The following is a 13086-nucleotide window of genomic DNA, read 5'->3' on the forward strand; positions in this document are numbered from 1 at the left end:
CTGAATGTCAACAAGTATTCTTTTAACAACAAATTGTCGTGTGGGTCATGCTTTTAAACAATAAAGTAAAAATGCAGTAAATATCATTTGTTTGAAATAAATTCGATAATTATGTACTTACTGTCATTATTGGGCGAATCGAGAGGACTATACTGGGCTCATACCTAATAAGAGGAACCATTATGAAACTCATCATCAAATCAGTATTGGCAATCAGTATTTTGGCTGCAAGCTCTGCTCAGGCGTTCGAATTAACCAGCAACGATATTCAAGAAGGTCACCCAATGGCGAAGACTTTTGAATACTCAAGTTGGGGTTGTGACGGCGATAACCTATCACCACAATTGATGTGGAAAGATGCACCAGCAGGAACCAAAAGCTTTGCAATCACGGCGTATGACCCAGATGCTCCGACTGAAAGTGGCTTCTGGCATTGGGTTGCGTTTGATATCCCTGCAACTGTGAACGAGCTACCTCGCGGTGTCGACATCTCTAAAGTCGGTGGCAAAGCAGGTCGCATTGATTACGGTACAGTTGGCTACGGTGGCGTTTGTCCTCCAGAAAAAGATGGTATGCACCGTTACCAGTTCACGGTTTGGGCATTACCAACGGACAAACTTAACCTCGACGAAAATACGCCGTCGGCTGTGGTTGGATTCACGTTGAACAGCATGGCTTTAGACAAAGCTAAACTGACCGCAACTTATACACGTTAATAGCTTATGTACGTTAAAGCTTATACACGTACATAATAATTAAATAAGGGGGGTGAGATGAATCATCAATATCAAGTGACGATCTTTCGTGCAGAGCAGTTACAAAAGCTGCGTAATGTGAGGATTCTATCCCCTAGTATCATTCAGATCATTACAGGCAGTAAGCGCCTGTTTTGGAAAGGTTCAGCGGCCGAACTCTCACACTCTGAGCTGCTGTTGTGTGAGGCATCAGCTTCACTAAGCTTTGAGAACATGCCCCACAAAGGGCGCTTCTTGTCGCGAGTGTTCAGCTTTCAATTCCAACCTTCTCAGGCGATGCTTGATTTTAGTGAGGAACGTTCGAATGATCTGGGACTGCCTACAGTAAAAGCGGATCGAAACTTACAAGACTCACTCAATGCTCTGTTTTCGTTTGATACACAGAGCATGAGCAAAGAGACTCAACAGTTTTGGTTACAGGGCTTGTACCAGCAATTGGCCGAAAAAGGGGTTTTGCATCAATTGTTTGCCAGTGCCAACGTCTCGTTTAGCCAAAAGCTCAGCCATTATCTTTCACATTCACCAGATGAGAAGCATCGGCTAGAGTCGGTTGCGGAGCGTTTTGCGATGAGCCGAGCGACACTGATTCGAAAGCTCAAACTTGAGGGTATGCAATATCGAGAGGTACTGGCTGAAGTTCGCTTGAGTCACGCGCTTTATCTGATGCAAAACGGACAACAGAACGTGGCGATGTTGGCTCAGTCTTGCGGTTACCAATCGGAAGGGCGTTTTAGTCAGCGCTTTAAAGGCAAATTTGGTTTGTCGCCAAGTGAATACATCAAAACCGTCGTCAGCCATAGAGTCGAGAGCAAATAAAGTCGCGATACCATAATCATTCTGTTTGCCTAAACGCTCACTTTCTTATCTCGTGCTGCCAGTGCCGCGAAAATCGTGCACGCAAAGGCAACAGATGCGATCAACAGAATAGGAACACTCCAAGAATCGGTTTGAGCATGAAGCTTACCCACCAACGTAGGACCAGTGGCTGCCAATGCATAACCGATTCCCTGAGCCATACCCGACAATGATGCGGCTTGGCTGCTATTCGATGTACGTAAGCCAACAAAAGAGAGAGCGATAATAAACGTCGAGCAGTTGGTTAATCCAAACAGTCCCACCCAAAAGATCGCAAACTCAGGCAAATACAGAAGACCAATCAATCCAACAAATACACTCGATGCACACAGAGTGATGAGCCATTGTTGATTGTCACTTTTGGCTAATAACGGCAGTAACAGCAGCCCCGGAACCATAGTCGAAAATTGAAGGAAACCGTAGATGTAGCCCGCGTCGATTTCGCTGTAGCCAAGATCGTTCAATATCTGTGGCAACCAGCCAGCCAAAGAGTAGAAGGTAAATGAGTTAAGCCCAAGCGCTAACGTTACTTGCCACGCTACGCCGCTTTTAATCATCTGTTTCATCGGCAGAGGTTTGTCTTGTTGCTTGTTATTGTTGGCTGAAGATGAGCGTTTTCTGATTTTAGGCAACCAGATCATCAAAGCTAATATTGGGAATATTAGATTCATTAACAGTGCTAATTGCCAACCCGTGATCGTAAATAAGGTTAGATTTGAAAACGGCACCATCAAACTTGAGCCTAACGTCGAACCGATGCCCATCGTAAAAATGTACAAAGAAGTAACGGTCGCAATACGAGTAGGGAAGCTAATTTTCACTACAACGGGCAACAACACGTTACCAATCGCGATACCAAGCCCGATCATCACCGTGCCGATATACAAAGTTGGGATTAACCCAGCAGAGCGCAGTGTAATCCCGGACGTGATCAGAACTAAGCCTAATAGTAGGCTAGGCTCTAGACCAATTCGTTGGGATATCTTGGTGACTAATGGTGAGAACAAGGCAAAAGTTAACAGTGGTAAAGCTGTTAAGAAGCCAGCAGCCGATGACGTAAGGTTGAGGCCTTCCATAACCTGAGAAAGTACAGGAGCCAAGCTCGTAAAAGGCCCACGAAGGTTAAGTGCTAGGAATAGAATCCCTAACATGACGAAAATGCTATTACGAAGAGAGGCGCTCATAGGTTGTTCTACTGTTTGCTTATGAGAAGACAGGCTAGCCTACAGATCATTGAATGATTACACAAATACCGTTTAAATAGGTTTACTAATGATTGAACCTGCGCAGTACGCGCTTAGCCAGAAAAGGTCACCCATGACTGTATTGAATATCGACAAGCTCATCTCAGACTTCCCACTACTTCAACAATTAATGGCACTCGAAGAAGTGACTTGGTTTAACCCAAACATCACGACTTTGGAGCAAGGTTTACCCTATGTGGGATTAGGCGAACAAGATATTCACGATGCGAGCATGAGGCTACAAAGGTTTGCTCCTTATCTAGCTAAAGCGTTTCCGGAAACTCAAGTCACCAATGGCATCATCGAGTCTGAGCTTATTGACATTTCATCTATGAAATCAGTATTGGAAGCGCATTATCAGCAACCTATAAAAGGGCGTTTGATGATGAAGAAAGACAGCCATTTGCCAATTTCAGGTTCAATCAAAGCGCGCGGTGGTATTTATGAAGTACTAACGCATGCCGAGAAGCTTGCGATTGAAGCCGGGTTACTGTGTGAGAGCGATGGCTACAGTAAGTTGCTCGAACCTGAATTCCGTGACTTCTTCCAACAATACAGCATTGCGGTAGGATCCACGGGTAATCTAGGCATGTCGATCGGTATCATGAGTGCCAAATTGGGTTTTACGGTCTCTGTTCACATGTCGGCAGACGCGAGAGCTTGGAAGAAAAGCAAACTGCGAGAGCATGGCGTCAACGTGGTTGAATATGAACAAGATTATGGCGTTGCAGTAGAACAAGGTCGCAAAGAGGCAGAGCAAGATCCACGATGCTTTTTCATTGATGATGAAAACTCGCAAACCCTGTTCCTTGGTTATTCGGTGGCAGGGCAAAGGCTAAAGCAGCAGTTTGAACAACACCACATTTCAGTGGATAAAGAACACCCACTATTTGTTTACTTGCCGTGTGGAGTAGGTGGCGGCCCCGGTGGTGTGGCATTTGGCTTGAAGATGGCCTTTGGTGACCACGTCCATTGTATTTTTGCTGAGCCGACTCATTCACCTTGCATGTTGCTCGGTGTTCATACGGGTTTGCATGATGAGATTGCGGTGCAAGATATTGGTATCGACAACTTAACGGCCGCAGACGGTTTAGCAGTGGGGCGAGCATCTGGATTTGTCGGTCGCGCGATGGAGCGTTTGCTTGATGGTTATTACACATTAACCGACGAACGCATGTACCAATTGTTAGGTGAACTGAATCAAGCAGAGGGAATTCAACTTGAGCCTTCAGCGCTAGCGGGTATGCCGGGTGCGATTCATGTTGAGCAAAATAGTGAGTTTCTGGAAAGGTTAGGCATCGATAATTCTACGTTAGCCAATGCCACTCATCTTGTGTGGGCGACTGGTGGCGGTATGGTTCCAGAGCAAGAAATGGCAGCGTATTTAGCCAAGTCTTCGGTGTAAATCGGATAGAAAGTCGGACTCTTGTGGATGATTTATGAGTTTAAACGAAGCAATAAGTTGCGCAGATCGTTATCCAAAACACACATTTTATAAATTTAGCTTCATAGGTGTTCTAACTATCAGTTAGGTTGAGTGGCATTCAACTTGATAGGGATTGAGCAATGCAGACGGACAAAGTGATGCAGACAAGACACATAAACACACCAGAAAAATTACTCCAGCGTTTAGATGCGATTGGGGAGTCTTTGGAAGCATCGGGTAAGGCTCATGCTTTGCTGGGATTGGGCTCAGTAGGTATTGAAACAGAACGACTTGATCAGTATTCAGATGTCGATTTTTTCGCAATAGTGCAAACAGGGCACAAGCAGTATTTCTTAGACAGTTTGCATTGGCTATCTGATATTCACCCAATCGACTACGCGGTGAGAAACACCGTCGATGGCTATAAAGTCCTGTACGCTGACGGAATCTTTTGTGAGTTTGCAGTGTTTGAACCCCACGAGTTAGCGCACATTCCGTTTGCTGAAGGGCGTATTGTTTGGCAGCAACATGAATTTGATACGCAGTGTTGTGTTCCACCAATAAAAGGGGAGACAGACACTAATTCCCAAGAGTGGATCATTGGTGAGGCTCTAACCAATCTTTATGTGGGTATGTCTCGTTATAACCGAGGCGAAAAGCTGTCGGGCAGTCGGTTCGTTCAATCTTACGCACTCGATCGTTTGATTGATCTTGTGGATCAAACTGAACAGTCTGAGCCTGAATTCGTTGATGAGTTTATGTCGGATAGAAGGCTAGAGGCACGCTTTCCTAAGTTTGCTCAATTGCTACCAACCTTTACACAAGGTTACGAGCGTACGGCTGAATCGGCACTTGCCCAACTAGCGTTCCTCAACACCCACTTCACAGTCAACCAAGCCATGTGTGACCGAATCATTGAGCTGTGTTCCGTTAAAGATTAAGCCTATAACCTATTAATCTTATGACCTATTTTCTTGGCGCGCGTAAATAACAGTTGTCGCTCGTCTGTATTGTTGATAGGTTTTAACCATGAAATTTACTTCCGCTTCAACTTCAATTTTCTTTTGGTGGTGCTCTTAACAGAGCAGCACGGAATACTCACATTCTTTAGCTGCTGGACGGTAGCTAAGAATGTCATCAAAAATGTCGCCTCTTTTTATCTCCAGTAGCCTTTCTAACTTGGAGATACACCATGAATACCAACTCAAACAGCCATGCGGTCAGCAACTATAGCGCTGGCAGTAAGAACAATACCAACAAGCCTGAAATCATTCTGACTGGCGATAGAGCTACTGGGCCTTTGCATTTGGGTCATTACGTCGGTTCACTTAAACAAAGAGTCTCTTTGCAGCATATTCACGACCAAACGATATTGGTTGCCGACATGCAAGGGCTTACCGACAACGCCCATAATCCTTCGAAGGTTTCTTCCAACATTCTCAATGTAGTCGCTGACTATCTTGCGGTGGGTATCGACCCGACCAAGACCACGATTTGTCTGCAATCACAGTTGCCGGTGTTAGCTGAGCTCACCATGTTCTACAGCAATCTTGTTTCTATCGCTCGCTTGGAACGCAATCCAACGGTCAAAAGTGAAATTCAGAACAAGGAATTTGGACGATCTATCCCAGCAGGCTTCCTCACTTATCCCATCTCACAGGCGGCAGACATCACCGCTTTCAACGCGACTTTAGTGCCTGTCGGTGATGATCAACTACCGATGTTAGAACAAACCAATGAGATAGTGAGGAAAATGAATTCGTTGGCGGGTAAGCCAATCTTGAATGAATGCAGGCCACTTCTCAGTAATGCATCTCGTCTCCCTAGTACTGACGGTAAAAGTAAGATGTCTAAATCGATGGGCAACGCCATTAATTTGGGTGCGACAGAGAAAGAGATCAGAGCTGCTGTTAAATCCATGTATACCGACCCAAATCACCTACGAATTGAAGACCCTGGCAAGGTAGAAGGGAATATCGTGTTCACTTATCTTGATGCTTTTCACGCAGACGCTAATTATGTCAGTCAACTAAAAGAGCATTATCAAAAAGGTGGGCTGGGCGATGGTCAAACTAAGAAGGTGTTGGAAGAATGCCTACAGGATATGATTCGACCGATTAGAAAGCGCCGAACTGAACTGTTAGACGACAAGGCTCAGCTCATTGATATCTTACGCAAAGGCACGCAGGTATCGAGAGAAAGAACAACAAATGTATTATTTGATGTAAAGGGCGTGTTTGGGCTGAATATACTCTGATTGCAGGGCTATTTATAGCACACAAATGCTGGAGCCTAACATTAATATTATCAATGGTTTAAGTGTGGGTTATATGTAAATAAAGTCAATTACGTTGAATGGGAATAATGATTAATTTATAACATCGCTTTTGTAACGGCACTTGTCACTCGCTTGCTGATTTTTTCATGCTTTTATCGCTGGGCTAGTGAACGAGGCCTTTTCTTCAAATGATGGAACTAAATGAAAACCAAATTATTACTCCCAATCTTACTTCTAGCCTCGGGCTGTTCTGATGTGGTCAGTGACGAGTACGCAACTTACGAATTGGCTCAACAAGATCGTTTGTTTGATAGAGGTTGGTTGCCCGACATCTTGCCTAGCTCAACTTTGCAAATTGAAGTGAATAACGACTTAGATATCAACACCTCTGAGGGGAGTTTTCTAATATACGAGCCTCAGTTATCCGAGTTCATCGCTAAGCTGACGCAAACCCCGTCCAAGGATGAGTATCTGTTTACCGACAACGATAATACTTGGATGTTTAAGATAGCGGACGATAGCTTGGTCACTTACACGCTCAACAAAACCAAACACTAAGTCCCAACCACCGCCAACACACCCTCATCATTATTCTACTCGATACCATCTTGTGTAATTGCGGGAGTTGAATCTTGTGAGGGTGAGTTGGTGCTGTTATTTAACAATCGATATCGATACTGAATCTCGTAACGATTTGAAGCATGAAATTTGTGCATATCATCGAAAATCAGATACCCCTTCATATTTTAGGTCTATTTGTTGAGTTGTTGATAAGTATAAGAAATTATTGATTTTTGACTGCCATTCTCATTTTTAATTGTACTAGGAGCTATGTTCTGAATCGATATCACATATGCAATTAGGTGTATTAACTTATATGGAGTTTCTATCGTTAAGATGCGCGCTCATCCAGTGGGTGAATTTATAAAAACATAATTATAAAGGTGACGTATGCGTGGTGCACATTTACTAATGCTATTTCCGATAGCGTTTACTTCTCAAGCTGCCAATGTTGTCGACTACTCGCAAGTCGATTTATCTACAGTACTCAATCAAACAACACAGGGTTTTACCGCTGTAAGCCAACCACTTGCTTACCAAGATGCAAGTCGTGTGGATACTGGTACAACAACACTCCTCCGTAAGAAACAACTCCACTATGGGATTCCGGTTTACGGTCAATCGGTAGTGGTTGATCTTTCCCAGAAGGGCATTGCTAAAGCAGTAGATGGACAAGTGTTAACGGATATCGAAGCTGATATCGGCTCAACATTGCCAATGATCAACGCTCAGCAAGCACTCGCTATTGCTAAATCACAATATCAAGGTGTAGCGGCAGCGACCATTCACAGTCCAAATACTGAACTTGGAATTTGGCTTGATGAACAGCAACAAGCACGCCTTATTTATAAGATTGATTTCCTACAAACGAAAGGTATGGCGCCGTCACGACCGATTACACTCGTTGACGCGAAATCTGGCGAGTTGCTCGACCAGTGGGAAGGGATTGCATTCATTGAGGCAGAAGGACCGGGCGGAAACCAGAAAAGTGGCCGTTATTATTTTGGCTCCAATACACAGTTTGGCACGTTCCAAGTTAACTCGTTCTGTCAGATGGACAGCCAAGACGTAATAACGCTTAACATGAACAACCAGCAGAGTTCAGGTCAAGTACATCAATTTAGTTGTAACGATAATGGTGGGAGCAACGTTAATAATTATCGTGCCGTCAACGGTGCGTATGCGCCAATGAACGATGCACATTACTTTGGTCAACGTGTGTTCGACATGTACCAAGATTGGTTGAACACTCGTCCCATTCAACAAAAGCTAAAGATGCGTGTTCACTATGGCTCGAACTATGGAAACGCATTTTGGGATGGTCGCCAAATGACGTTTGGTGATGGCAACCAATCCATGTATCCATTAGCTACGTGGGACGTGATTGCTCATGAGGTGAGTCACGGCTTTACTGAGCAAAACTCGGGTCTTGAATATCGTGGCATGTCGGGCGGAATGAATGAATCTTTCTCGGACGTGGCAGCAGCAGCGTTAAGTGAATATGTGCACGGTAGTTTCAATTGGAAGATGGGTGAACATGTAATGAAGCATAGCGATGCAATGCGTTATTTCATTAAGCCGAGCCAAGATGGTATGTCTATCGGTCACATCAACCAGTATTACAATGGCATTGATGTTCACCATAGTTCAGGGATCTTTAATAAAGCGTTCTACCACCTAGCAACAAGCAACAGTTGGGACATCAAAAAAGCGTTTAAGGCTTACGCAACCGCGAACCAACTTTACTGGACACCAAACTCGGATTTCCAACAAGGTGCCAATGGGGTGTGCAAAGCAGCAGAAAAGCTAGGTTATGAGACCTCTGCGGTGAAGTCTGCATTTAACGAAGTGGGCATTGATGTACAAAACTGTGGTTCTGGTCAGCCAAACCCGAATCCTAATCCACCAACACCTGGCGTCGTGGATCTAGAGATAAACATGCCGACACCTATTCAGGCAGAAGGTGATGATCAGCAACAGTTTGTACTTAAGAACGCACCGGCCGATGAAGTTTGGGTTCAAACTTACAATGGATACGGTGATGTAGACATGTACGTTGCAGTCGGTCGACCAGCATCACTAAATGATTACGATTGCGCCTCTACCAATCAAGGTAATCGTGAATATTGTGGTCTAAATGGCGTGCAGGGTGCTGATATATATGTGATGGCTTCTGGCTCTAAAGGCTCGATGGATGCGTATGTTGCGGTCAGTGCTGACTTAGAAGCGCCTAAACCTGAGCCACAAGGTTTGTGCGATAATCTTCAAGAGTGGAACCCAAACTACTATTATCCAGCAGGTACGGCAGTTCAATACTATGGCAACAGATTCTCAGCGTCTGCGGATAACTGGGGAGCAGACCCGTTCAATAACTATTGGTATTGGGTATTTGAAGGTTCTTGTTACTAGTTAAAACGACATAAAGTGATTTAAGTGAGCTAAAACCGATGAGAAGGGAGCACAGTCTGTGCTCCCTTTATTCGTTCAAAGTGAGAGGTGAAGATGTATGCTGATCTTGTGTGAGCACGTCCAACATTAGAATATGTGCCTTAGGCTTATTCAGCATGCAATATCTAGTAACGACGAAACAAGGATGAATAAATTGGAAATCAGTCATTTAGATCACTTGGTGTTAACCGTTAAAGACTTAACCGTGACGGTGGATTTTTATCAGCGCGTGTTAGGCATGAAACCCATCCAATTTGGAGAAGGTCGCTTAGCGTTATCGTTTGGCTGCCAAAAGATAAATCTTCATCAACGAGGTAATGAGTTCGAACCAAAAGCGCAGCACGTGCAAGCGGGTAGTGCTGACCTTTGTTTTATCACCAATACACCAATGGCAAAGGCGATAGAACATATTGAAGCTCAAGGGGTCACAATCGAAGAAGGGCCAGTACAACGAACAGGTGCGACGGGGAAAATTGTCTCCGTTTATGTTCGAGACCCTGATGGTAATCTGATTGAGATTTCGAATTACTAGGTTTCAGAGTCAAACTTCATTTTTGGCTTGTTTACGAGTAGATAACTTCGCACTCAAAGCCGCTTGAGCTAGATGTAGCAAGACAAATAAATTACAATTGAACAATGTTTTATTAATTCGAGCCTTATCGTCTTGGTGCGCAACCTAGTCACATTCATCTTTAGTCTGTTTTTCTTAACCGCTTGCTCCACAACGAGTAATGAGCAAATCGATGAAAAGACATTGAGCAACGAAGATACTCTGTCTAACACTATCGAAGAAGAGACGAATCTAAACGTCATTACTGAGTCTACTGATGAGACAAATGCTGATTTAATTAAAGAATCCAATATAAACGGCAAGACACAAACTGAATCAGTTGAAGCTTCTCAAGCTAATGCTACTCAAGGAAGTGCATCTCAAGTACATGATTCTCAAGTAACAGCTAAACAAGTGACTCAAGATAAAGTCGAGACCGACAATGAGAAAGGGCTTGGAAGTTACCTATTACTTAACAATGAGCCGACTAAGAAAGTCATTAGATCGTTAGAGGGTGTGACAGATACATTGAATATTCTGACCTTTGGAATCTTTGCCACAGGTCATGGTTGAGCGAAGAGCTCAGAACCAAGAACATCGAATCAGTCAATAAGGCGTGCCAAACGGTTCGCTTTTTTATATCAAAAACTTACTGTTACCTCTGGTTGTAGTTCTGGTTAGAGCGTGTCGTTTGCTTGTTTGTCGGCTGAGTCAAGAGACTGTCAGCGAAGTAGGTATTTGTTCGTTCTGGAATGGACTCGCCGTATTTACCGTGTTTGACTTGTTATATGCATCAAGGGTTTTAATACTCTTCCCAAAGTAAGCCGTGAAATCTAATCTTACAAAGACAATGTCTGATATTCACTTGTGAGCATAGTAGTATGTTTGTGGTTAAATCCGTTATTTAGGTTTTGTTATCAATATTCTAGGGAAGAGATATGAAGAATAAGAGTGCATTTTTAAGCGTCGCGATGGTTATGTTAGCTGCTCAAGCGAACGCATCTGAGGGGAGCCATGAGGCTGTAGCAGACAGTGTTATCGCTGAACAAAGAGCGAATCTATCTGAAAATACTCAAGGGAAAGGTTTCGGCCCGCAAGCCCCTCGTGATTTGGATTCACTTGAGGGTACTAATGCTCGCCTGTTTTCGAATGCGCCAGATTCAACTGCCATGAACTTATGTAATATTCACTTCCATAAGAACGCAGAGCATAAAGGTGGCGAGTTTACTCAATACGCTGGCAACGGTGACGGGAAAGGTTTCCAGAGTGGCTTTAAATACACAGGCAAGCTAAGTTCTGCTGAGCTGAAACCATTTGAGGGCAAGGTTTGTCCGAGCGATCATGGTTCTTTGCATTCGGGCGACACCATAGAGGTGCATTACGTGTATTCAACGGCACAAGTCGAACCGGGTGAAACGCTTGGTGCTTGTTTCAACGATGCGATTACCAACCCGCAATTGCGTGTAGAAACCCAAGTTTACGTATTGGTGAATGACGACAAAGCACTCGATTTTGAAGCACTGGCTAAGCACTCTAAAGTCAACGGTTTGCACCAAGCACCAAATATCCCACAAGATACTGGCTCAGCGATTCAATACGCAGGTTCTACAACGGGCCCAGGTTACAATGAACAAGGTTCACCGTTCCAAGTAACATGGAGCGTGAGACCGCAAGTCGCGAAAGTAAACATTGCGACGGTTGGCAGCTGGTGTGAAGGCAATGACTTCAACGAAGATCACGCGCATGGAGTGAGAAACATAGTTGTAAACCCAGAGTTGTTGTCACCAATAGCGAACTAATCTTGTTACGTTGATTTGTAATCAATATTTTTCAAAGGCGAGCCACTAGGTTCGCCTTTTTTATGTCTTAACGAAAAATACCTTGGTTCTTGCGTACTAGGCATGCTTAGCGGGTAAATTACGTGTGACACTTATTCAAAACATGCGCAGCGCGAATCGTTGTTAGTCAAAAACGTTCTTTACCAGAATCAAGGATGCATGGTACGTTCTGGATCAATTATGCTGAGTTATAAGTAAGGACAAGCCGATGTCATTGGAAGGTGCAGTTACATTCTTTATTGCCATGTTTATATTTGGTATCACTCCAGGACCTGGAGTCTTTGCCATTTTAGCTCGCGGTATGGTTCACGGATGGCGTAAATGCATCACTCTTTCGTTAGGAATGATATGCAGTGACCTTATTTATCTTGTTTTAGCCTGTTTTGGTCTCGCGACGATTGCTGAGAATTGGTCGTTTTCTTTCGAGGTGATTCGCTACGTTGGTGCCGCTTATTTGATTTACTTAGGCTACAAGATGTTTAAGAGCCTACCTGAAGTGCAAGGTTCAGCGGAGCTCGCGGCCAAGCAAAGTCAGAAATCAGAACTCGCCAGTTTTGCGCAAGGGTTTTTAATTTCGGCATCAAATCCCAAAGTAATTTTGTTCTATATTTCGTTCTTGCCAACTTTCGTTGATCTAACGGTTTTGCGTTCACAAGATATCGTCTTGGTTTCTGTTTTAGCATCTGTTGCTCTGATGTCCGGTTTAATGCTAATTGCAATGGGGGCGGGCAGAATGGCAAGTTTACTTAAAACGCCACGCGCACATAAAAGATTAAACCAAAGTGCAGGTGGAATAATGATTGCGGCTGGGTCTTATCTCGCGATAAACAGATAAACAGATAAACAGATAAACAGATAAACACGGCTTAACTTAACTAAAAAGGCGAACCAATAGGTTCGCTTTTTTGTTATCGCACCAACTAAAGGCGAGAATATTAAGTACTCACAAGTGAACGGTTGCATCAAGCCTCCAACATTTCTCAAGATACTGGCTCTGCGGGTCAATACGCGAAACCTACTCTTTATTTTCTATCCTCTATTTTCTACTCGCTATTCACCTATACCTCTTAAGCGGGGGATGTTATTTGTTAATCAGATTTCTAAGTACTCGTTTCGCGTTGAATGTACTCA

12 protein-coding genes are annotated in these 13086 nt (G+C 43.8%); 11 read left to right on the forward strand and 1 reads right to left on the reverse strand.

Annotated features, from left to right (window positions below):
• Window positions 1–182 precede the first annotated feature (182 nt).
• Both A142_RS06080 and A142_RS06085 read left to right on the forward strand, forming a co-directional pair.
• A complete protein-coding gene (locus A142_RS06080) occupies window positions 183–716 on the forward strand; it encodes a YbhB/YbcL family Raf kinase inhibitor-like protein (RefSeq protein WP_019822156.1) in 534 nt (177 codons plus the stop codon).
• Window positions 717–773: 57 nt separating this feature from the next.
• A complete protein-coding gene (locus tag A142_RS06085) occupies window positions 774–1571 on the forward strand; it encodes a helix-turn-helix transcriptional regulator (protein WP_019822158.1) in 798 nt (265 codons plus the stop codon).
• Between the two features lie 29 nt (window positions 1572–1600).
• On the opposite strand, the gene A142_RS06090 is transcribed toward A142_RS06085, so the two are convergent.
• Window positions 1601–2794 (reverse strand): MFS transporter, encoded by a 1194-nt coding sequence (locus tag A142_RS06090; RefSeq protein WP_019822160.1) that lies wholly within the window; start codon window positions 2792–2794, stop codon window positions 1601–1603.
• A gap of 133 nt (window positions 2795–2927) precedes the next feature.
• Between A142_RS06090 and A142_RS06095 the strand changes: the two genes are divergently transcribed.
• From A142_RS06095 to A142_RS06135, 9 genes are all read left to right on the forward strand, one after another.
• Window positions 2928–4259 (forward strand): D-serine ammonia-lyase, encoded by a 1332-nt coding sequence (locus A142_RS06095; protein ID WP_029405440.1) that lies wholly within the window; start codon window positions 2928–2930, stop codon window positions 4257–4259.
• Between the two features lie 161 nt (window positions 4260–4420).
• A complete protein-coding gene (locus tag A142_RS06100; RefSeq protein WP_019822164.1) occupies window positions 4421–5221 on the forward strand; it encodes a hypothetical protein in 801 nt (266 codons plus the stop codon).
• Window positions 5222–5472: 251 nt separating this feature from the next.
• Complete coding sequence (gene trpS, locus A142_RS06105; protein WP_019822166.1) at window positions 5473–6537, forward strand: tryptophan--tRNA ligase; 1065 nt, start codon at window positions 5473–5475, stop codon at window positions 6535–6537.
• A gap of 222 nt (window positions 6538–6759) precedes the next feature.
• Complete coding sequence (locus A142_RS06110) at window positions 6760–7116, forward strand: hypothetical protein (RefSeq protein ID WP_019822168.1); 357 nt, start codon at window positions 6760–6762, stop codon at window positions 7114–7116.
• A gap of 393 nt (window positions 7117–7509) precedes the next feature.
• Window positions 7510–9528, forward strand: a complete 2019-nt coding sequence (locus tag A142_RS06115) for a M4 family metallopeptidase (RefSeq protein WP_019822170.1) — start codon at window positions 7510–7512, stop codon at window positions 9526–9528.
• A gap of 193 nt (window positions 9529–9721) precedes the next feature.
• Window positions 9722–10099, forward strand: a complete 378-nt coding sequence (locus A142_RS06120) for a VOC family protein (protein WP_029405441.1) — start codon at window positions 9722–9724, stop codon at window positions 10097–10099.
• Between the two features lie 132 nt (window positions 10100–10231).
• Window positions 10232–10690, forward strand: a complete 459-nt coding sequence (locus A142_RS06125; protein WP_019822173.1) for a hypothetical protein — start codon at window positions 10232–10234, stop codon at window positions 10688–10690.
• A 365-nt stretch (window positions 10691–11055) separates the two neighbouring features.
• Entirely contained in the window at window positions 11056–11916 is an 861-nt protein-coding gene (locus tag A142_RS06130) for a delta-class carbonic anhydrase (RefSeq protein ID WP_019822175.1), read from the forward strand.
• A gap of 247 nt (window positions 11917–12163) precedes the next feature.
• Window positions 12164–12790 carry a LysE family translocator gene (locus A142_RS06135; protein ID WP_019822176.1) on the forward strand — a complete coding sequence of 209 codons (627 nt, stop codon included), beginning with the start codon at window positions 12164–12166 and terminating at the stop codon, window positions 12788–12790.
• The last annotated feature ends 296 nt before the right edge of the window (window positions 12791–13086 follow it).

The sequence above is a fragment of the Vibrio splendidus 12E03 genome (assembly GCF_000272105.2).
GTDB lineage: Bacteria > Pseudomonadota > Gammaproteobacteria > Enterobacterales > Vibrionaceae > Vibrio > Vibrio splendidus_I.